18 protein-coding genes are annotated in these 21,049 nt (G+C 71.1%); 13 read left to right on the top strand and 5 right to left on the bottom strand.

The window, feature by feature from the left end:
• Window positions 1-283: 283 nt before the first annotated feature.
• A complete protein-coding gene (locus ACIQ8J_RS30220; RefSeq protein WP_403272736.1) occupies window positions 284-2,551 on the bottom strand; it encodes a (Fe-S)-binding protein in 2,268 nt (755 codons plus the stop codon).
• Between the two features lie 254 nt (window positions 2,552-2,805).
• Here ACIQ8J_RS30220 and ACIQ8J_RS30215 point away from each other — a divergent pair, with 254 nt between their 5' ends.
• From ACIQ8J_RS30215 to ACIQ8J_RS30185, 7 genes are all read left to right on the top strand, one after another.
• On the top strand, window positions 2,806-3,654 hold the full coding sequence (locus ACIQ8J_RS30215) for an NAD-dependent epimerase/dehydratase family protein (RefSeq protein WP_403272737.1): 849 nt from the start codon (window positions 2,806-2,808) through the stop codon (window positions 3,652-3,654).
• Between the two features lie 14 nt (window positions 3,655-3,668).
• Window positions 3,669-4,715, top strand: coding sequence for an MraY family glycosyltransferase (locus ACIQ8J_RS30210; protein WP_403272738.1), 1,047 nt, complete (start codon window positions 3,669-3,671; stop codon window positions 4,713-4,715).
• A 32-nt stretch (window positions 4,716-4,747) separates the two neighbouring features.
• On the top strand, window positions 4,748-5,518 hold the full coding sequence (locus ACIQ8J_RS30205) for an FkbM family methyltransferase (protein ID WP_403272739.1): 771 nt from the start codon (window positions 4,748-4,750) through the stop codon (window positions 5,516-5,518).
• Window positions 5,519-5,701: 183 nt separating this feature from the next.
• Window positions 5,702-7,564 carry a molecular chaperone DnaK gene (dnaK, locus tag ACIQ8J_RS30200; protein ID WP_403272741.1) on the top strand — a complete coding sequence of 621 codons (1,863 nt, stop codon included), beginning with the start codon at window positions 5,702-5,704 and terminating at the stop codon, window positions 7,562-7,564.
• Window positions 7,564-8,205, top strand: a complete 642-nt coding sequence (gene grpE, locus ACIQ8J_RS30195; protein WP_403272742.1) for a nucleotide exchange factor GrpE — start codon at window positions 7,564-7,566, stop codon at window positions 8,203-8,205. The genes dnaK and grpE overlap by 1 nt, the downstream gene beginning before the upstream one ends.
• A gap of 45 nt (window positions 8,206-8,250) precedes the next feature.
• On the top strand, window positions 8,251-9,429 hold the full coding sequence (gene dnaJ, locus ACIQ8J_RS30190) for a molecular chaperone DnaJ (protein WP_403272744.1): 1,179 nt from the start codon (window positions 8,251-8,253) through the stop codon (window positions 9,427-9,429).
• Between the two features lies 1 nt (window position 9,430).
• The gene (locus ACIQ8J_RS30185) at window positions 9,431-9,898 is read left to right on the top strand and encodes a heat shock protein transcriptional repressor HspR (protein ID WP_403272745.1); all 468 of its coding nucleotides are present in this window, start codon (window positions 9,431-9,433) and stop codon (window positions 9,896-9,898) included.
• A gap of 90 nt (window positions 9,899-9,988) precedes the next feature.
• Here ACIQ8J_RS30185 and ACIQ8J_RS30180 read toward each other — a convergent pair whose 3' ends face one another.
• Window positions 9,989-10,924, bottom strand: coding sequence for a helix-turn-helix transcriptional regulator (locus ACIQ8J_RS30180; protein ID WP_403272747.1), 936 nt, complete (start codon window positions 10,922-10,924; stop codon window positions 9,989-9,991).
• A gap of 385 nt (window positions 10,925-11,309) precedes the next feature.
• Between ACIQ8J_RS30180 and ACIQ8J_RS30175 the strand changes: the two genes are divergently transcribed.
• Window positions 11,310-11,642, top strand: coding sequence for a (2Fe-2S)-binding protein (locus ACIQ8J_RS30175; protein WP_350231239.1), 333 nt, complete (start codon window positions 11,310-11,312; stop codon window positions 11,640-11,642).
• Between the two features lie 115 nt (window positions 11,643-11,757).
• On the opposite strand, the gene ACIQ8J_RS30170 is transcribed toward ACIQ8J_RS30175, so the two are convergent.
• A complete protein-coding gene (locus tag ACIQ8J_RS30170) occupies window positions 11,758-12,171 on the bottom strand; it encodes a pyridoxamine 5'-phosphate oxidase family protein (RefSeq protein ID WP_403272748.1) in 414 nt (137 codons plus the stop codon).
• Window positions 12,172-12,302: 131 nt separating this feature from the next.
• Between ACIQ8J_RS30170 and clpB the strand changes: the two genes are divergently transcribed.
• Window positions 12,303-14,894 (top strand): ATP-dependent chaperone ClpB, encoded by a 2,592-nt coding sequence (clpB, locus tag ACIQ8J_RS30165; RefSeq protein WP_403272749.1) that lies wholly within the window; start codon window positions 12,303-12,305, stop codon window positions 14,892-14,894.
• Between the two features lie 115 nt (window positions 14,895-15,009).
• Window positions 15,010-15,552 carry a YbjN domain-containing protein gene (locus tag ACIQ8J_RS30160; RefSeq protein ID WP_403272750.1) on the top strand — a complete coding sequence of 181 codons (543 nt, stop codon included), beginning with the start codon at window positions 15,010-15,012 and terminating at the stop codon, window positions 15,550-15,552.
• A gap of 1 nt (window position 15,553) precedes the next feature.
• On the opposite strand, the gene ACIQ8J_RS30155 is transcribed toward ACIQ8J_RS30160, so the two are convergent.
• Both ACIQ8J_RS30155 and ACIQ8J_RS30150 read right to left on the bottom strand, forming a co-directional pair.
• Entirely contained in the window at window positions 15,554-16,762 is a 1,209-nt protein-coding gene (locus ACIQ8J_RS30155) for a glycosyltransferase family 39 protein (RefSeq protein WP_403272752.1), read from the bottom strand.
• Between the two features lie 111 nt (window positions 16,763-16,873).
• Window positions 16,874-18,064: a pyridoxal phosphate-dependent aminotransferase gene (locus ACIQ8J_RS30150; protein WP_403272754.1), complete on the bottom strand. Its 1,191-nt coding sequence runs from the start codon at window positions 18,062-18,064 to the stop codon at window positions 16,874-16,876.
• A 121-nt stretch (window positions 18,065-18,185) separates the two neighbouring features.
• Here ACIQ8J_RS30150 and ACIQ8J_RS30145 point away from each other — a divergent pair, with 121 nt between their 5' ends.
• The 3 genes from ACIQ8J_RS30145 to ACIQ8J_RS30135 all read left to right on the top strand — a co-directional run bounded on the left by ACIQ8J_RS30145 (window position 18,186) and on the right by ACIQ8J_RS30135 (window position 21,029).
• Entirely contained in the window at window positions 18,186-18,506 is a 321-nt protein-coding gene (locus tag ACIQ8J_RS30145) for a hypothetical protein (RefSeq protein ID WP_403272755.1), read from the top strand.
• A 336-nt stretch (window positions 18,507-18,842) separates the two neighbouring features.
• Window positions 18,843-19,367 carry a DUF2617 family protein gene (locus tag ACIQ8J_RS30140; protein ID WP_403272756.1) on the top strand — a complete coding sequence of 175 codons (525 nt, stop codon included), beginning with the start codon at window positions 18,843-18,845 and terminating at the stop codon, window positions 19,365-19,367.
• A 108-nt stretch (window positions 19,368-19,475) separates the two neighbouring features.
• Window positions 19,476-21,029 (top strand): polyamine aminopropyltransferase, encoded by a 1,554-nt coding sequence (locus tag ACIQ8J_RS30135; RefSeq protein ID WP_403608006.1) that lies wholly within the window; start codon window positions 19,476-19,478, stop codon window positions 21,027-21,029.
• The last annotated feature ends 20 nt before the right edge of the window (window positions 21,030-21,049 follow it).

The following is a 21,049-nucleotide window of genomic DNA, read 5'->3' as shown; positions in this document are numbered from 1 at the left end:
CGCGACTCGGCGGGCGGCGTTTCCGTTGCGGGGGTTGTTGGCGTAGGGCCGGGGGGGGGGGGGGGGGCGGCCCCCCCCCCCCCCCCCCCCCCCCCCCCCCACCCAAACCCCCCCCCCCCCCCCCCCCCCCCCCCCCCCCCCCCCCCCCCCCGCCGCCCGGGCCGGCCCCCCCCCCCCCCCCCCCCCCCCCCCCGCTTCCGTGTGCGTACGACAAGTGCGTACGCCCCATTGTGTACGCACTATGTGCGCGTGACCCGTGCGCGTACGACCCGTCTGTACGGGGCTACTTCACCGGCTCCGGCTCCGGCGCGCTCTCCGTCTCGGCGGTGCCCGCCGGGTCCGCCGGGGTCTTCACCGAGTCGAGGAGCAGCTGCGCCACGTCCACGACCTGGAGCGACTCCTTGGCCTTGCCGTCGTTCTTCTTGCCGTTGACCGAGTCCGTCAGCATGACGAGGCAGAACGGGCACGCCGTCGAGACGATGTCCGGGTTCAGCGAAAGGGCCTCGTCGACACGCTCGTTGTTGATGCGCTTGCCGATCCGCTCCTCCATCCACATGCGCGCACCACCGGCGCCGCAGCAGAAGCCGCGCTCCTTGTGGCGGTGCATCTCCTGCTGGCGCAGGCCCGGGACGGCCGACATGATCTCGCGCGGCGGCGTGTAGACCTTGTTGTGGCGGCCCAGGTAGCAGGGGTCGTGGTAGGTGATCAGACCGTCGACCGGGGTGACCGGGACCAGCTTGCCCTCGTCGATGAGGTGCTGGAGCAGCTGCGTGTGGTGGATGACCTCGAACTCGCCGCCCAGCTGCGGGTACTCGTTCGCGATCGTGTTGAAGCAGTGCGGGCAGGTCGCGACGATCTTCTTGGCCGACTTGGGCTTCTTCGTCGACTCGTCCTCATCGTCCTCGCCGTACGCCATGTTCAGCATGGCCACGTTCTCCTGGCCGAGCTGCTGGAACAGCGGCTCGTTGCCGAGGCGGCGGGCCGAGTCACCCGTGCACTTCTCGTCGCCGCCCATGATCGCGAACTTGACGCCCGCCATGTGGAGCAGCTCCGCGAAGGCCTTCGTGGTCTTCTTCGCCCGGTCTTCGAGGGCGCCCGCGCAGCCGACCCAGTACAGGTAGTCGACCTCGGTGAGGTCCTCGATGTCCTTGCCGACGATCGGGACCTCGAAGTCGACCTCCTTGGTCCACTCGACGCGCTGCTTCTTGGCGAGCCCCCAGGGGTTGCCCTTCTTCTCCAGGTTCTTGAGCATCGTGCCCGCCTCGGACGGGAACGCGGACTCGATCATCACCTGGTAGCGGCGCATGTCCACGATGTGGTCGATGTGCTCGATGTCCACCGGGCACTGCTCGACGCAGGCGCCACAGGTGGTGCAGGACCACAGGACGTCCGGGTCGATGACGCCGTTCTCTTCGAGGGTGCCGATCAGGGGGCGCTCGGCCTCGGCGAGAGCCGCGGCGGGAACGTCCTTCAGCTGCTCCTCCGTCGCCTTCTCGTTCCCCTCCATGTCCTTGCCGCCACCGGCCAGCAGGTACGGGGCCTTGGCGTGCGCGTGGTCGCGCAGGGACATGATCAGGAGCTTGGGGGAGAGCGGCTTGCCCGTGTTCCAGGCGGGGCACTGCGACTGGCAGCGTCCGCACTCGGTGCAGGTGGAGAAGTCGAGGATGCCCTTCCAGGAGAAGTGCTCGATCTGCGAGACGCCGTAGACGTCGTCCTCGCCCGGGTCCTCGAAGTCGACCGGCTTGCCGCCCGAGGCCATCGGCTGGAGCGCGCCGAGGGCGACGCCGCCGTCCGACTCGCGCTTGAACCAGATGTTGGGGAAGCCGAGGAAGCGGTGCCAGGCGACACCCATGTCGGTCTTGAGCGCGACCGTGATCATCCAGATGAACGAGGTCGCGATCTTCAGGCCCGCGAAGAAGTAGGTGAGGTTCTGCAGGGTGGTCAGGCTCATCCCCTTGAACCAGGCGACCACCGGGTACGAGATGAAGAACGAGGCCTCGTAGCTGTCGACACCGTGCTGGGCGCCCTCCAGGGCGTGCAGCGTGAAGATGCAGATGCCGACGATGAGGATGACGCCCTCGACGAAGTACGCCTGGCCGGTGTTGGAGCCCGCGAACCGGGACTTGCGGCCCGCCCCGCCCGGCCGGTTCAGCTGCCGGATGACGATGAGGGTCAGGATGCCCAGCGCCGTCATCGTGCCGAGGAACTCGACGAAGACGTTGTACGGCGCCCAGTCGCCGATGATCGGCAGGATCCAGTCGGCCTTGAAGAGCTGGCCGATGGCGTTGACGATCGTCAGCAGCAGCGAGAAGAAGCCCACGGCCACGAACCAGTGCGCGACGCCGACGATGCCCCACTTGTTCATGCGGGTGTGGCCGAGGAATTCCTTGACCACGGTGATCGTGCGCTGCTTGGGATCGTCCGTGCGGGTGCCGGCCGGCACGGGCTGGCCGAGGCGTACGAAGCGGTAGATCTGCACGATGGCACGGCCGAACAGCGCTACGCCGACCGCGATTAGGACCAGCGACACGATGATCGCGGCGAGTTGCATGGTGGGGCTCCTCGGGCCTGCGAGGTGGGTGACGGGGGACGGGCTCGAACGGATTACTAAGCAGTAACTTATCCAGTCCACCTGAGCGTACCCACTTATTCCGCCGCACTGTAGCCGCGCAAGCGGTGATCTGTGTCGCTCAGCGTGCCCTCGATCGCACCCCGATCTCCATCGTGTTATTCACCACATATGCGGACATAACAAACTAACTTGTTCTCCGCCACTTCTTGACGGTCGAACCGAATGGGTGTCCCATGCCAGCTCCCGCCACGTACCTCGTCACCGGTGGTGCCGGATTCATCGGCTCGCACCTCGCCGACGCGCTGCTCGGCCGGGGCCACACCGTGGTCGTGCTCGACGACCTGTCCACCGGCGCCCGCGCCAACCTCGCCGCCGCCTGGTCCGATCCGGCGCTGCGCTTCGTGCGCGGCTCCGTCCTCGACGCGGGCCTCACCGGCGAACTCACCGCGCGCTGCGACGCCGTGGTCCACCTCGCCCCCGTGACGGGCTGCGTCGGCGCCGCGGCCCTGCGGCACGGCCGCAAGCTCCTGATCGCCGCGGCGGACGGCCGCGGCGAGGCGGCCGCGGGCGCCACCGTCGTACGGATCGGCGACACGGTCGGCCCGCGCCAGTCGCCCGGACACGCCACGCTGCTGCACCGCCTGGTGCGCCGGGCCGTCGCGGGCGAGCCGCTCACCGTGCACGGCGGCGGCACCCGGCAGTGCCGCTTCCTCGACGTCGCCGACGCGGTGGACGCGCTGCTCGCCCTGCTCGCCCACCCGGGCGCCGCGGGCGCCGAGTTCGACCTCACCGGCGCCGAGGAGACCAGCGTCCTGGCCCTGGCCGAGCGCACGCTGGCCCGCAGCGGCGGCACCTCCGCCATCCACCGGGTTCCGTACGCCGAGGGCCTCACCCCGTACGAGAAGGACACGGCCGCCCCGCCCGACCCGGCGCGGCTGCGCGAACTCACCGGCTGGCGGCCCGCGCGCGGCCTCGACGACATCCTCGACGCGGCGCTCGCGCGGGCCCGCGCCGAAGCCCCCGTCGTCCTGCCCGGACTCCGTCTGCCCGCCGCCTCGCCGGCCGGGCAGCACCTCGGCTGAGCGGAGCGGACGACATGCTGCACGGGATCACGGCCGCGACGTCGGCCCTCGTACTGACCGCCCTGCTGGCCGGCCTGATCCGCACGGTGGTGCTGCGGTTCGGCCGGGCCGGTGTCCGCAAGAACGGCGCCGCCCCGCACCTCGGCGGCATCGCCGTCGCCTTTGCCACCCTGGGCGTCGCCTGCTCCGGACCGCTGCTCGGCGTCGCCGAACTCGGCGAGGGCGTGGCCCCCCTGCTCGGCGCGGCCGGCGCGGTCGCCCTGCTCGGCCTGGTCGGCGACCTGCGGCCGCTGGGCGTACGGATCCGGCTCGTCGCGGAGGCCGCCGCCGCGACCGCGGTCGTCACACTGGCCGGTCTCCCGCCGGGCGCGGGCGCCCTCGCGGTGCTGTGGATCGTGTTCGTCACCAACGCCTTCCAGCTCCTGGACACCTCCGACGGAGCGATGGGCGCGGTCGCCGCCGTCACCGCGCTCGGCCTCGCGGTGTGCGCGATCGCCGAGGGCCGGCCCGGACACGGCCTGCTCCTGAGCGTGCTCGCCGCCGCCCTGACCGGCTTCCTGCTGCACAACTGGCATCCGGCCCGCATTCACCTCGGCGACTGCGGCTCCCTGTTCACCGGCTTCCTGCTCGCCTCGTCCGCGGTGACCGTGCACGCCGGTACGCCCGGCCCGCAGATCACCGCCGAACTGTTCGCGCTGACCGCCGTCGTCCTCACCGACACCCTGCTCGTGCTGACCTCCCGCCGCCTGGCGGGCCGCCCGCTGCTGCGCGGCGGCGGCGACCACATCGCCCACCGGCTGCGCCGCATGGGCCTCTCCACCCAGGGCTCGGCCGTCGTCCTCGGCCTCGCCACGCTGGCCGGAACCCTCATCGGGCTCCAGGTCCACGACGGGCGCATCGCCCCGGTCGCGGTGCTGCCGCTCGGCCTCCTGGTGCCGTCCGCGGTCGTGCTGCTGCTCCGGGTGCCGGTGTACGGCCCGGCCTCGCGCCGCCGCGCACCCCGCGCCCGCACCTCCGCGGGCCCCACCGCCTCCGTCGACCTCGCGGGCGGCCGCGGATGACCCCGTTTCCGGCAGGGAGCAGTACGCACCTGATGACGAACCTCCTGCGCGTGGTGCGCCGCGCGGTGCGCCGCCTCGGTATCGACGTGGTCCGCCGCCGCCCCGGCGGCGCCGACCTGGTGCGCCTGCTGCGCCGGTACGAGATCGACCTGGTCCTCGATGTCGGCGCGCACCGCGGCGACTTCGGCGCGCTGCTGCGCGAGGCGGGCTACCGCGGCCGCATCGTCTCCTTCGAGCCGCTGCGCGAGCCCCGCGCCGAACTGCGCCACCGCGCCGCCCTCGACGACGCCTGGAGCGTGCTGCCGTACGCGCTCGGCGACCGCAGCGGCAGCGCCACCCTCAACATCTCCGGCCACTGCGGCCCCGCCAGCTCCTTTCTGCCGATGCTGCCCCGCCACCGGGCCGCCGCGCCCCGCACCGCGTACACCGGCGACGTCATCGTGGAGACGCGTCGCCTGGACGAGCTGTGGGAGCAGGTCACCGCCCCCGGCGAGCGGGTCTTCCTCAAGCTGGACGTGCAGGGGTACGAGGCCCAAGTGCTGGGCGGGGCAGGGGAGTTCGCCGACGAGATCTGCGGAGTGCGGCTCGGGGCGCCGCTGGTGCCGCTCTTCGAGGGCGCCCCGCTCTTCGACGAGCTGCTCGCGCTGGCCAGGGAGCGGCTCGGCCTGACGCTGATGTCGATGACGCCGGGCCTCACCGATCCCCGCGACGGCCGGCTGCTCCAGTGCGGCCTGGTGCTGCTGCGCGAGGACGGCCCCCGCCTGGAGGAGCAGGTGCCCGCGCAGGCCCCGGCGGTCGTGTGAGGACGTACTGAGAGCCCACTGGGGGCGTACCCCTGCGTATGGTCTGAGCTGCCCAGATGCCTTCCATTGCAGATAAGCGCAGGATAAAACTTGAGTCGGCCAGACTCAGCTCTGTTGACTCGGTGGGACCGGTGATGCATCCTTGAGCCAGTTCCACTCAAGTAGTCAGTTGGAGGAATCGAAATGGCACGTGCGGTCGGCATCGACCTGGGCACGACTAACTCCGTCGTCAGCGTTCTTGAAGGCGGCGAGCCCACCGTCATCACCAACGCAGAGGGCGCCAGGACCACGCCGTCCGTCGTCGCCTTCGCGAAGAACGGCGAGGTGCTGGTCGGCGAGGTCGCCAAGCGCCAGGCGGTCACCAACGTCGACAGGACCATCCGGTCGGTCAAGCGCCACATGGGCACCGACTGGAAGATCGAGCTCGACGGCAAGAGCTTCAACCCGCAGCAGATGAGCGCCTTCATCCTGCAGAAGCTGAAGCGCGACGCGGAGGCCTACCTCGGCGAGAAGGTCACCGACGCGGTCATCACCGTGCCGGCGTACTTCAACGACTCCGAGCGCCAGGCGACCAAGGAAGCCGGCGAGATCGCGGGCCTCAACGTCCTGCGTATTGTCAACGAGCCGACGGCCGCCGCCCTGGCCTACGGTCTCGACAAGGACGACCAGACCATTCTCGTCTTCGACCTCGGTGGCGGCACCTTCGACGTGTCGCTCCTGGAGATCGGCGACGGCGTCGTCGAGGTGAAGGCCACCAACGGCGACAACCACCTCGGTGGCGACGACTGGGACCAGCGCGTCGTCGACTACCTGGTGAAGCAGTTCCACTCCGGTCACGGCGTGGACCTGTCCAAGGACAAGATGGCCCTCCAGCGCCTCCGCGAGGCCGCCGAGAAGGCCAAGATCGAGCTGTCCTCGTCCACCGAGACCTCGATCAACCTGCCCTACATCACGGCCTCCGCCGAGGGCCCGCTGCACCTGGACGAGAAGCTCACGCGCGCCCAGTTCCAGCAGCTGACGAGCGACCTCCTGGAGCGCTGCAAGACGCCGTTCCACAACGTCATCAAGGACGCGGGCATCAACCTGTCCGAGATCGACCACGTCGTTCTCGTCGGCGGTTCCACCCGCATGCCGGCCGTCGCCGAGCTCGTCAAGGAGCTGACCGGCGGCAACGAGGCCAACAAGGGCGTCAACCCGGACGAGGTCGTCGCCATCGGCGCCGCCCTGCAGGCCGGTGTCCTCAAGGGCGAGGTCAAGGACGTCCTGCTCCTCGACGTGACCCCGCTGTCCCTCGGCATCGAGACCAAGGGAGGGATCATGACCAAGCTCATCGAGCGCAACACCACGATCCCGACCAAGCGGTCCGAGATCTTCACGACGGCCGAGGACAACCAGCCGTCCGTGCAGATCCAGGTCTACCAGGGCGAGCGCGAGATCGCGGCGTACAACAAGAAGCTCGGGATGTTCGAGCTGACCGGTCTGCCGCCGGCCCCGCGCGGGGTCCCGCAGATCGAGGTCGCCTTCGACATCGACGCCAACGGCATCATGCACGTGACCGCGAAGGACCTCGGCACGGGCAAGGAGCAGAAGATGACCGTCACCGGCGGCTCCTCGCTGCCGAAGGACGAGGTCAACCGCATGCGCGAGGAGGCCGAGCAGTACGCGGAGGAGGACCACCGCCGCCGCGAGGCCGCCGAGACCCGCAACCAGGGCGAGCAGCTCGTCTACCAGACCGAGAAGTTCCTCAAGGACAACGAGGACAAGGTCCCGGCCGAGGTCAAGACCGAGGTCGAGACCGCCGTCGCCGAGCTGAAGGAGAAGCTCAAGGGCGAGGATTCGGCCGAGATCCGCACCGCCACCGAGAAGGTCGCCGCCGTCTCGCAGAAGCTGGGCCAGGCCATGTACGCCGACGCCCAGGCCGCGCAGGGTGCGGCCGGTGCCGCGGGTGCCGAGGGCGCCTCGCAGCACAAGGCCGAGGACGACGTCGTGGACGCCGAGATCGTCGACGACGAGAAGCCGCGTGACGCGAAGGGCGGCGCCGCCTGATGACGGAGGAGACCCCGGGCTTCGAGGAGAAGCCCGACGTCCCCTCCGGCGCCGGCGCGGAAGACGCCGAGCCGAAGGCCGCCGACTCCTCCGAGGAGGGGAAGGCGGCCCCGGCCGGGGACGCAGCCAAGGAGATCGCCCTCCAGGCTCAGCTGGACCAGGCCCAGACGGCGCTCGCCGAGCGCACCACGGACCTCCAGCGCCTGCAGGCCGAGTACCAGAACTACCGCCGCCGGGTGGAGCGGGACCGCGTCACGGTCAAGGAGATCGCCGTCGCGGGTCTGCTGACCGAGCTGCTGCCCGTGCTCGACGACATCGGCCGGGCCCGGGAGCACGGCGAACTGCAGGGCGGCTTCAAGTCGGTGGCCGAGTCCCTGGAGACGGTCGCCGCGAAGATGGGCCTGCAGCAGTTCGGCAAGGAGGGCGAGCCCTTCGACCCGACGGTCCACGAGGCCCTGATGCACAGCTACGCGCCGGACGTCACCGAGACGACCTGCGTGGCGATCCTTCAGCCGGGGTACCGGATCGGCGAGCGTACGATCCGGCCCGCCCGGGTCGCGGTGGCCGAGCCCCAGCCGGGGGCGGCCGCCAAGGACGAGAAGTCGAACGACGAGGAGAGCGGTGGCCCCGAGAAGGGCTGACGCCGCGGTCATGGCAGAAGTGATCGTCCGGAAGGAGGGACGTCGATGAACACGAAGGACTTCGTCGAGAAGGACTACTACAAGGTTCTCGGCGTCCCCAAGGACGCCACCGACGCCGAGATCAAGAAGGCTTACCGCAAACTCGCCCGCGAGAACCACCCCGACGCCAACAAGGGCGACGCCAAGGCGGAGGAGCGCTTCAAGGAGATCTCCGAGGCCAACGACATCCTCGGCGACCCCAAGAAGCGCAAGGAGTACGACGAGGCGCGCGCCCTGTTCGGCAACGGCGGCTACCGGGCGGGTCCCGGGGCCGGCGGCAGCTTCAACTTCGACCTGGGCGACCTGTTCGGCGGGCAGCAGCCGGGCGGCGCGGGCGCCGGCGGCTTCGGCGGCGGGCTCGGCGACGTGTTCGGCGGCCTGTTCAACCGGGGCGGCGCGGGCACCGGCACGCGCACCCAGCCGCGCCGCGGGCAGGACCTGGAGTCCGAGGTGACGCTCAGCTTCACCGAGGCGGTCGACGGGGCCACCGTCCCGATCCGGCTGTCCAGCCAGTCCCCCTGCAAGGCCTGTTCGGGCACCGGCGACAAGAACGGCACGCCCCGGGTGTGCCCGACCTGTGTCGGCACCGGCCAGGTCTCGCGCGGCTCGGGCGGCGGTTTTTCGCTGACCGACCCGTGCGTGGACTGCAAGGGCCGCGGTCTGATCGCCGAGAACCCGTGCGACATCTGCAAGGGCAGCGGGCGGGCCCGCTCCTCGCGCACCATGCAGGTCCGCATCCCGGCGGGCGTCAGCAACGGCCAGCGGATCCGCCTTCGCGGCAAGGGCGCACCGGGCGAACGGGGCGGCCCCGCAGGCGACTTGTACGTCGTCGTCCACGTCGACGCCCACCCGGTCTTCGGCCGCAGGGACGACAACCTCACCATCACGGTGCCGATCACCTACGTGGAGGCGGCACTCGGCGGCGAGGTCAAGGTCCCCACCCTCGGCGGCCCGCCGGTCACCCTGAAACTGCCCGCGGGCACCCCCAACGGCCGTACGATGCGGGCGCGCGGCAAGGGCGCGGTCCGCAAGGACGGCACCCGGGGCGACCTGCTCGTCACGGTCGAGGTGGCCGTGCCGAAGGACATGGACGACAAGGCCCGCGAGGCCCTGGAGACCTACCGCGAGGCCACCGCGGGCGAAGACCCGAGGGCAGAACTGTTCCAGGCCGCGAAGGGAGCATGAGATGGACCCCCGCCAGCGTCGACAGCCCCAATTCGGCAACAGGGCGTACGAGTTGACCGAAGAGACGCCGGTGTACGTCATCTCCGTGGCGGCCCAGCTCTCCGGCCTGCATCCGCAGACGCTGCGGCAGTACGACCGCCTCGGCCTGGTCTCGCCCGACCGCACGGCCGGGCGCGGCCGGCGCTACTCGGCCCGCGACATCGAACTGCTGCGTACGGTCCAGCAGTTGTCGCAGGACGAGGGCATCAACCTGGCCGGCATCAAGCGCATCATCGAGCTGGAGAACCAGGTCGCGGCGCTTCAGGCCAGGGTCGCCGAGCTGTCGTCGGCGGTCGAGGGCGCGGCCGTCGCCATGCGGCAGCGCGAGGCCCAGGTGCACGCCTCCTACCGCCGGGACCTGGTCCCGTACCAGGACGTGCAGCAGGCCAGCGCGCTGGTCGTCTGGCGCCCGAAGCGGTCGGCGGAGTAGCCCCGGGCCGCCCCAGGCCCCCGCAGGTCCTCTCAGGGCCCGCTGTCCCCTCTTTGGGGGTGGCGGGCCTTGTGCGTGGTGCGGAGCCTCTCAGGCGTCCTGGTCCAGGATCCCGGACTGGGCGATCAGGAAGCCGAGTTGGGCCCGGCTGCCGCTGCCGAGGGCGGCGGCCAGTTTGGCGATGTGCGCGCGGCAGGTGCGTACGTTCATGCCGAGGCGGCGGGCGATGGCCTCGTCCACGTGGCCCTCCACCAGGAGCTTGGCGATGGAGCGCTGGACGCCGGTGATGCCGGCCGTCTCCAGGTGGTAGGGCACCTCGTCGTCCCAGGGGACGGCGTACTGCCAGAACTGGTCGAAGACGCCGACGAGGTACTGCACGAGGCCCTCGTGGCGCAGTTCCAGGGCCACCTGGCGGTCGCTGCGCGCGGGTATGAAGGCGATCTTGCGGTCCATGATGATGAGCCGGTCGATGATCTCCTCCAGGGTCCGCACCTCCAGACCGTACGGAGCTATCCGTTCCACATAGCCGATGGTGGCGGAGTGGTGGCGGGCGGTGTGCTGGTAGAGGGTGCGCATCTCCACCCCACGGGCGACCAGCGGTTCGATGCGGCGCAGTCCCGCCTCGAAGCTCTCCGGTCTGCGGCCGCTGCCGGGCTGGATGACGAGCAGTTCCTCGGTGCACTCGTCGATGACGCGGTCCAGCGTGGCGTTGATGAGCTCCAGGCCTTCGAGGACCGTGACCGCGTGCGTGCCCGAGAGGGCGGGCGTGGCGATCGACATGAACGGCTCGAAGGTGTTGGCAAGTGCGACGGAGAGCTTTCTGCGCTCCTGGATCTCGCGCTCCAGCGGCTGCGTCAGCAGGTTGAGCACCACCGTGGGCGGAACCGGGCGCAGGAGTTGCGCGTCATCCGGGTCGGGGCGCAGCAGGGTGAGATCGACAAGACACGGCGCCGAGTCGGCCTCTGAGCGGGTAATTCCCCCGGTACGCAGGGCAAGCGCGTACAGAGCCGTTCCTGTCTCGCACAAGTCAACTGGGCCGTGATCGTGTCCTATATGCCCCTGATTCAACCTAGTTGCACCCCCCTCATCCTTTTGAATTACAGGAACATGATGCCTGGCTGCGCTGGTGCAAGCGCTCGGAGTGGGCCATCGTCGTATCCGCGGGGGGAGGTAATGATCAAAAGAGGTGGAGATCGGCCATGAGCAGGATGGTTCGAGCACTAAGCACGACAGCCGTTGTGGCGGCTGCGTTCTGCGCTCTCTCGGCGCCTGGGGACATTACTTGGGAGAGCCACCCCGCGAAGTCGGACGTTGCGTCCAGGCAGGACATCACCTGGGAGATCGTCGCGCCCAAGAGTGCGACGCTCGCCGGGGACATAACCTGGGAGGTCGCTCCTGCAGGTGCTGTCGCATGAGCTTCCCGCCCGATGACCGTACCTTCCGTCGTGAAATGGCCACGGCCTACCGCTCTGGGTGGCACTTCATCGACCTCGCCACAGCAGTTCCCCATCGTGGCGATTCGTTGATGGTCACCCTGCTCGGTGAGCCGGTCCTGATCGCACGCGAGGACGACGAGGACGTCCGTGCCTACCGGTGCCTGCGCCGGCCGCGCGGGGCGCCGCAGCCCATTCGCTGCGTTGTCCGGTACGGCATGGTCTTCGTGAATCTTGACCAACGCGACCACCAGCTTTTCGAGTCGGAGGCCCAGCCCGATTCATCCACCGCCACCCCCCGCAGTGCCTGACGCGATCCCCCGTCGTTGTACATCGCGCAGGTGCTTCCCCCACACAGCGGCGCCATCGTGGACCTGAACACGATGGCGCCGTTGTGCTGTCCGGGCACACATGGCCACCTGCGGCTCAGGTGTTGCCCATGGCCCGTTCCAGGCTGATCTCGATGAGCACCCGGTCCGGGTTCGGGGCCGGGGTCCGCTGGTAGCGCTCCGTGTAGCGCTCCACCGCGTCCGCGATCAGCTCGGCCTCCGTGCGCACGACCGCGCGGCCCTCCAGGGTCGCCCAGCGCCTGCCCGCCAGCTGGCAGAGCGCGACCCGCGCGCCCGCCGGGTCCGCCGCGACGGCGGCCAGGATGTTGGCGACCTTCCGGCTCTTCTTGTTGGTGATGATCCGAGCGAGCCCCGCCTCCGGGTCGTACGTCGCCCCCACCGGCACCACATGCGGCGATCCGTCCGGCCGCTGGGTCGTCAAGGTGCAGATGTGGCGTTCGCGCCAGAAGCTGAGATAGGCGTCGTCGGGTGTGCGTACGTCGATGGCCATGGCCAAGAAACCTAGCCTCCGCACATCCCCTCCCCACACCTTGAGCGGAATAGGCTCAACTTTGTGTAGGTTGGAAGGGTCATGGGCGTGAAGCCGTGGTCCAGCCGTACGACGAGGAGGAGCGAGCGCACGTGGATGCCGAGCTGACCAACAAGAGCCGGGACGCGATCAACGCGGCAAGCAGCCGGGCCGTCGCCGGGGGCCACCCGGATCTGACCCCCGCGCATCTGCTGCTCGCGCTCCTGGCGGGCGAGGACAACGAGAACATCATCGACCTGCTGGCCGCCGTGGACGCCGACCAGGCCGCCGTGCGCTCCGGCGCCGAGCGGATCCTGGCCGGCCTGCCCAGCGTGGCCGGCTCCACGGTCGCCCCGCCGCAGCCCAACCGCGAACTGCTCGCCGTCATCGCCGACGCGGCGCAGCGCGCCAAGGAGCTGGGCGACGAGTACCTCTCCACCGAGCACCTGCTGATCGGCCTGGCGGCCAAGGGCGGGCAGGCCGGTGAGATCCTCTCCCAGCAGGGGGCGAGCGCGAAGAAGCTCCTTGACGCGTTCGAGAAGAGCAGGGGAGGGCGCCGGGTGACCACACCCGACCCGGAGGGTCAGTACAAGGCGCTGGAGAAGTTCGGTACGGACTTCACGGCGGCCGCCCGCGAGGGCAAGCTCGATCCGGTCATCGGCCGGGACCAGGAGATCCGCCGGGTGGTGCAGGTCCTGTCGCGGCGTACGAAGAACAACCCGGTGCTGATCGGCGAGCCCGGCGTCGGCAAGACCGCCGTGGTCGAGGGGCTCGCCCAGCGCATCGTGAAGGGCGACGTACCGGAGTCGCTGAAGAACAAGAAGCTGGTCTCGCTCGACCTGGGCGCGATGGTCGCGGGTGCGAAGTACCGCGGCGAGTTCGAGGAACGCCTCAAGACCGTGCTGTCCGAGATCAAGGAGAGCGACGGCCAGATCATCACGTTCATCGACGAGCTGCACACCGTCGTCGGCGCGGGCGCCGGCGGCGACTCGGCGATGGACGCGGGCAACATGCTCAAGCCCATGCTGGCCCGCGGCGAGCTGCGCATGGTCGGCGCGACCACCCTGGACGAGTACCGCGAGCGCATCGAGAAGGACGCCGCCCTGGAGCGCCGCTTCCAGCAGGTCCTGGTGGCCGAGCCGAGCGTCGAGGACACCATCGCGATCCTGCGCGGACTCAAGGGCCGCTACGAGGCCCACCACAAGGTGCAGATCGCGGACGGCGCGCTGGTGGCGGCCGCCACCCTCTCCGACCGGTACATCACCTCCCGCTTCCTGCCCGACAAGGCCATCGACCTGGTGGACGAGGCCGCGTCCCGGCTGCGCATGGAGATCGACTCCTCGCCCGTCGAGATCGACGAACTCCAGCGCGCCGTCGACCGGTTGAGGATGGAGGAGCTGGCCCTCAAGAACGAGACCGACGCCGGTTCGCTCCAGCGCCTGGACAAGCTCCGCAAGGACCTCGCCGACAAGGAGGAGGAGCTGCGCGGGCTCACCGCCCGCTGGGAGAAGGAGAAGCAGGGCCTCAACCGGGTCGGCGAGCTGAAGGAGCGCCTCGACGACCTGCGCGGCCAGGCCGAACGCGCCCAGCGCGACGGCGACTTCGACACCGCCTCCAAGCTCCTGTACGGCGAAATCCCGGGCCTGGAACGGGAGTTGGAGGAGGCCGCCGAGGCGGAGGCCGAGCAGGAGAAGTCGAAGGACACGATGGTCAAGGAGGAGGTCGGCCCCGACGACATCGCGGACGTGGTCGGCTCCTGGACCGGCATTCCCGCCGGGCGCCTGCTGGAGGGCGAGACGCAGAAGCTGCTGCGCATGGAGGCCGAGCTGGGCCGGCGCCTCATCGGCCAGATGGAGGCCGTCCAGGCCGTCTCCGACGCGGTGCGCCGCACCCGGGCCGGCATCGCCGACCCCGACCGCCCCACCGGCTCCTTCCTCTTCCTCGGCCCGACGGGCGTGGGCAAGACCGAGCTCGCCAAGGCGCTCGCCGACTTCCTCTTCGACGACGAGCGGGCCATGGTCCGCATCGACATGAGCGAGTACGGCGAGAAGCACTCCGTGGCGCGGCTCGTCGGCGCGCCTCCCGGTTACATCGGCTACGAGGAGGGCGGCCAGCTCACCGAGGCCGTGCGCCGCCGCCCGTACTCCGTGGTCCTCCTGGACGAGGTGGAGAAGGCCCACCCCGAGGTCTTCGACATCCTGCTCCAGGTCCTGGACGACGGCCGCCTCACCGACGGCCAGGGCCGCACGGTCGACTTCCGCAACACGATCCTGATCCTGACCTCCAACCTGGGCAGCCAGTACCTCGTCGAGTCGACGGCATCGGAGGCGGAGAAGAAGCAGCGGGTCCTGGAAGTGGTGCGGGCCTCCTTCAAGCCCGAGTTCCTCAACCGCCTGGACGACCTGGTGGTCTTCTCGGCGCTGACCAAGGACGAGCTGTCCCGCATCGCCGAGCTCCAGATCGGCCGCCTGGCCAAGCGCCTGGCCGACCGCAGGCTCGCCCTGGAGGTCACCCCGGCCGCGCTGGAGTGGCTCGCGGACGAGGGCAACGATCCGGCGTACGGAGCGCGCCCGCTGCGCCGCCTGATCCAGACCGCCATCGGCGACCGGCTCGCCAAGGAGATCCTGGCGGGCGAGATCAAGGACGGCGACACGGTTCGGGTGGACCGATTCGGGGAGGGGTTGATCGTGGGGGCCGCGAGCTGATTCCGCCACCGGGGCCGGATTCGGTCAGCCCTCGGCGGATACCCGGGGGCGGGGGTTGCCAGCCCCGCCCCGGCATGGGGGAGGATGACCGGAACCGTACGAAGGAAGATTCACGATGAGCATCGACCCGTCCTCGATTCCGAATTTCGGGGCTCAGCCCGGCCCGCCGTCCGGCGGCGCGCCGTCCGGGCCCGTCGTCCCCGACCAGGACCTGGTGAAGCAGCTCCTGGACCAGATGGAGCTCAAGTACGTCGTGGACGACGAGGGCGACCTCGCCGCGCCGTGGGAGGATTTCCGTACGTACTTCATGTTCCGCGGCGAGGACGACCAGCAGGTCTTCTCGGTGCGGACGTTCTACGACCGGCCGCACAGCATCGACGACAAGGTCCAGATCCTGGAGTCGATCGACGACTGGAACCGCCGCACCCTGTGGCCCAAGGTCTACACGCACACCCACGACGACGGCACCGTCCGCCTCATCGGCGAGGCGCAGATGCTGATCGGCACCGGTGTCGCCCTGGAGCACTTCGTGTCGTCCACGGTGAGCTGGGTCCGTGCCTCGATCGAGTTCGACAAGTGGCTTCTGGAGCAGCTCGGCCTGGAGAAGGACGTCGACGCGGGCGAGGGCGACGAGCCGGGCGATTCCGACTCCGAGTGACTCACAGCGCCATCGGGGCCAGCGCCAGCAGATAGCCCCCGTAGCAGAACGAGAGCCCGGCCAGGGCGACGGTCACCGCGACCGCCGCCCGGGGCCGGGCTCTCGTCAGTGCGAGGGCGAGCGGCACCAGCAGCGGGAACGCCGGGAGCAGGAAGCGCGGCTTCGATTCGAAGAAGCCGGAGCCGCCGACCGCGATCAGCACCAGGACCGCGGTGTAGACGAGCAGCGCCAGCGGCGGCCGGTCCAGGGCGAACAGCACGAACAGCAGCACCATGACGGCGGTCAGCAGCGCGGCCATCGTGAACCCCAGGTCGTACGGGGTCGTCGCCATCCGGGTCAGGAAGCGCGGCCAGCCCGCGCCGAAGTCGAAGCGCGAGGTCCAGCCGGACTGCACCGCGAAGTAGCCGCCGAACGGATCGCCCTTGCGCACCCCGACCCACAGCACGTATCCGCACCAGCCCAGCGGCGCGAGCAGCGCGGCCGCCCACGGCCGCCACGAGCGCCGCCCGCCGTGCCGGATCTCGTACGCCGCCGCCGCGAGCACCGCGGCCGCCACCGCGACGGCGTTCGGCCGGGACAGGCCGGCGAGCAGGGCGAGCGAGCCCGCCCACAGCCAGCGGCGCTCCAGGACCGCCCACAGCGACCAGGCGGCCAGCGCCGTCATCACCGGCTCGGTGTACGCCATCGTCAGGATGACGGAGTGCGGCAGCAGCCCCCAGAGCAGCACGAGCAGCGTGCCCACCCGGCGGCCGTACAGGCGCTCGCCGATCCGGTAGATCCCGCAGGCCGCGACCGCCGCCGCCGTCCACGACACGAGCAGCCCCGCGGTGCCCCCGGCGACCGGGAGGACGGAGGTCACGGCCCGGATCAGGCCCGGGTAGAACGGGAAGAACGCCATGTCGCTCTGGACCGAGCCGTCCGGCCAGGACAGCGTGCGGCCGTAGCCGTGCGCGGCGATCCGGGCGTACCAGTCGGCGTCCCAGGCGGTGGCGAGCCGCACGCGCGGCGAAAGACCCCGGTGCCAGGCCGCCGCCGCCACGACCAGGAGCCCGGTCAGCCGGGCGGCGGCGAACAGGCCGAGCGCGGGCGCCGCCCGGCGCAGCGCGTCCGTCCGGTGCCGGGCGCTCGCGCTGCCGCTGGCCCGGACGGTGGCGGTGATCTCGGCGGACAGGGGGCACCTCCGGGCGCGCGTGGTCGTCAGACCGACCATCAACGCGGATCCGGCTTCCCGCGACCGCTGCGCCCCCGACCGGGTGGAACTTGGCCCACCCGGCGGTGCCCACGCGTGTCGCCGTGACAGCGCGCGGCACCGGGGGACCGGTCAGGCGGCCAGTGCCTTGAGCCGGGTGACCGCCTCTTCGAGCACCGCCGTCCGCTTGCAGAAGGCGAACCGGACGAAGGGGGCGCCTTCTTCGCGGTGGTCGTAGAAGACCGCGTTGGGGATGGCCACGACGCCGCAGCGCTCGGGCAGGGCGCGGCAGAACGCGTAGCCGTCGCTCTCGCCCAGCGGGCGGATGTCGCTGGTCACGAAGTACGTGCCGGCCGGCCGGTGCACCGCGAAGCCGGCCGCCGCGAGTCCCGCGCTCAGCAGGTCCCGCTTGGCCTGGTGGTCGGCGCGGAACGCGGCGAAGTACGCGTCCGGCAGCCGCAGCGCCTCGGCCACCGCGTACTGGAAGGGCCCCGACGACACGTACGTGAGGAACTGCTTGGCCGAGCGGACCGCGGCCAGCAGCTCCGGGGCCGCCGTCACCCAGCCGACCTTCCAGCCGGTGAAGGAGAACGTCTTGCCCGCCGAGCCGATGGTGACCGTGCGCTCGCGCATCCCGGGGAAGGAGGCGAGCGGGATGTGCTCGGCGCCGTCGAAGACCAGGTGCTCGTAGACCTCGTCGGTGATCACCAGCAGATCGCGCTCGCAGGCGAGCTCGGCGACCGCGGCCAGCTCGGCGCGGGTCAGGACCGTGCCGGTCGGGTTGTGCGGGGTGTTGAGCAGGAGCAGCCGGGTGCGGGGGGTGACGGCGGCGCGCAGCTCGTCCAGGTCGAGCACGAAGCGCCCTTCGGACGGCCGCAGGGTGACCGGGACCCGGGTGGCACCCGCCATCGCGATGCACGCGGCGTACGAGTCGTAGTACGGCTCCAGGGCGATGACCTCGTCGCCGGGTTCGAGCAGGGCGAGCAGGGCCGCCGCGATCGCTTCCGTCGCGCCCGCGGTGACCAGGACCTCGCGGTCCGGGTCGTAGGCCAGCCCGTACCAGCGCTGCTGGTGTCCGGCGATCGCGGTACGCAGTTCGGGTACGCCCGGCCCCGGCGGGTACTGGTTGCCGTGGCCCGCGCGCAGCGCGCGGACCGCGGCTTCCCGCACGGACTCGGGGCCGTCGGTGTCGGGGAAGCCCTGGCCGAGGTTGATGGACCCGGTCCGCTGGGCGAGGGCGGACATCTCGGCGAAGATCGTCGTCCCGAACTCGGCGAGGCGGCGGTTGAGGAGAGGGCGCGCGCTGGAGGTCATGACGGCCATCCTGCGGGCAAGCTCTGGAGTTGCTCAAGTGTGCTTTGGCGTACGGCGGCCGGGGCATCCCCCTTCCACGCGGGACAACGGGGGCCGTGCGCCCCGACGGGACCGGAAGGGGGAGGCAGGGATGGGGTACCTCATCGTGTTCGGTGTGGTGGCGGTGTTCTTCGTGGGGTGGTGGATCTATCTGCTGGTGGAGAAGGGCGTCCGTCGGCGCCGCCGCAGGGAGCGGTTCCTCAAGTACCGGGCCCGCGCGGGGAGTTCGGGCTCCGGTTCGGGTTCGGGTTCGGCGGGCGCCGCCGGCTGGTGGGCGGCCGGCGATTCGGGCGGCTCGTCGTGCGGGGGCGGGGGCGGCGGTCACCACGGGGGCCACCACTCCTGCGGCGGGGGCCACTCGGGGTGCGGCGGCCACTCGGGCTGCGGGGGCGGCGGCTGCGGTTCCAGTTAGCGCAGGGGGCCGGGCGGGGGTCGCGGCTGACACGGGGCAGCCGATTCCGCCGCCTGGTCCGCCCGTTGTGCGCCGGGTGGGCCGGCGACGACCGGGTGCTTTCTTTCCCGCCCGTAGTTGAACGTTTGAACCCAGTGGCCCCCCAGGGGATGGAAACCCCATCAAGTTGGGTAAAAAAAGCTGTGAGCGCCGCGCACTTCATGATTCCCTCGCAGATGAGAAACGACGCAGCCCTCGGACCCTCCCGGGCGACCAGAGCCGGTCCCCCGTACTTCGTTCCGTCCGAGGTGACATCGGTCACCCACCCGCCACATGTGTGTTTTGCGGAGCCCACCCATGCTCACGACCCTCAAGACCGCCTACACCGACACGCGTGCCGCCGACCTCGCCTGGGCGCTGGGCCGGGAGCCGCTGCCCGCCCTCGCCGTACTCGATCTCGAACTCTCCGGCGCCACGGTCCAGTTGAGACTTCTGGGCGCCTCGCACCAGGTGCTCCTCGACGAGGAGTGCGGCACCTGCTCGGAGACCGTCGCCTGCATGCCCGGCAGCAGTACGCCGCTGCCGCTCGGGGTGGCCAAGCGGCTCGGCGAGTGGGACTACGAGTTCGCCGCACGCGTCGAGACGCTGTCGCGCGGCTCGTTCGCGGGGCGCGCGCAGGAACTCCTCGCGCTGGTCGCCGACCACCCCAACGGTCTGGCCGGAACGTTTCCCGGCTCCCCGCACGCGTTCACCGCGATGCTCGCGCAGCGCGGCGACGGCCAGGTGTGGTGGCGCACCTGGCACGCCTACCCGCAGGAAGGGCAGTTGGTGGTGACCCGGACCCGGGTCGGGGTGCGCAAGCCCGCGCCCGTCGGGCGCTGAGGCGCCCGATCCGCCGCCGACCCGCTCCAGTTGAACCCGTGTGGGTGACAGGAAGCGAACGGAGTGTCACGTAGCGTTCGCAACGTGATCGAACCGCTCCCCGCTCCCGTGAGTAGTCCGCGGTCGGGTCGGTTCCTCGTCCTGGCCGCCGTGTTCATCTGCGCCGCCTGCGGTCTCGTGTACGAGCTCGAACTGGTCGCCCTGGCCTCGTACTTGATCGGCGACTCGGTCACCCAGGCCTCGGTGGTGCTCTCGGTGATGGTCTTCGCGATGGGTGTCGGCTCGCTGCTCGCCAAGCGGCTGCGCTGCCGCGCCGCCGTCGGCTTCGGCCTCATCGAGACCACCCTCGCCCTGGTGGGCGGCTGTTCCGCGATGGCGCTGTACGCGACGTTCGCCTGGTTCGGCGGCTCGCGGTACGCGCTGGTCGCGTTCTCGCTCGCGATCGGCATGCTGATCGGCGCCGAGATCCCGCTCCTGATGACCCTCATCCAGCGCGTGTCGCGGCGCGCCGCGGGGGACGCGAGCGGCACCGTGGCCGACCTGTTCGCCGCGGACTACGTGGGCGCGCTCGTCGGCGGCCTCGCCTTCCCGTTCCTGCTCCTGCCCCAACTCGGCCAGCTCACCAGCGCGTTGCTCACCGGCGCGGTCAACGCAGTCGCGGGCGGCTCGCTCGTCCTGCTGCTCTTCGGCCGCGACCTGTCCCCGCGCGCCCGCTGGGTGCTGCTCGGCGCCAATGTGCTCGTCCTCGCCGTGCTCGCCCTGACCACCGCCCTGGTGGGCGACTTCGAACAGGCCGCGCGCCGGGCGGTGTACGGCGGCCAGGTGCGGGTCGCCGTACAGAGCCGCGTCCAGGAGATCGTCCTCACCGGCGAGAAGGGCGGCCCCCTCGACCTGTTCCTCGACGGGCGGCTGCGCATCGACGGCCGCGACGAGTCCCGCTACCCCGCGGCCCTCGTCGGCCCCGCGCTCGACGCGGGCCCGCACGGCCGGGTCCTGATCCTGGGCGGCGGCGACGGCCTGGCGGCCCGCGAGGCGCTGCGCCACCCCGGCGTGCGCTCGGTGACTCTGGTGGAAATCGACCCGGACGTCGTCCAACTCGCCCGCACCGACCCGGCGTTGGCGGCCCTGAACGGACACGCCTACCAGGACTCCCGGCTGCGCCCGGTGGTGGCGGACGCCTTCGGCTGGCTGCGCGGCGACGGCCGCACCTCGGGAACGTACGACGTCGTCGTCTGCGACCTGCCCGACCCCGACATCACGGCCAGCACCAAGTTCTACTCGCAGGAGTTCTACGGGCTCGCCTCCCGCGTCCTGGCCCCCGGCGGGCGGCTCGTGGTGTACGCGGGGCCCGTGGCGAGCAGGGAGCGCACCTTCTGGACGGCCGAGGCGACGGTCCGCGCGGCGGGCCTGGAGACCTATCCGTACCGGGCGACCGGGCGCGCCGCCGGGCCCACCACCGGCCCCGACCGCTCCGCCCGCCCGGCGGAGCCGGCCCGTGACTGGGGATTCGTCCTGGCCGCCCGCCCCGCGCCGCTGTCGCTGGCCGCGGCCGGTGCGCCGCCGGGGGTGCGGCTGCCCGCCGGCACCGAGCCGCTGACCGCGCCGCCCGAGGCGGCCGGATACCCGCCGTCGACGCTGGTGCATCCGCGCTACGCCGACTGAGCCGCGCCGCGCCGCCGGGC

Source organism: Streptomyces sp. NPDC094147, from assembly GCF_044764265.1.
Taxonomy (GTDB): Bacteria; Actinomycetota; Actinomycetes; order Streptomycetales; family Streptomycetaceae; genus Streptomyces.
This window is presented reverse-complemented; position numbering and strand designations above follow the sequence as displayed.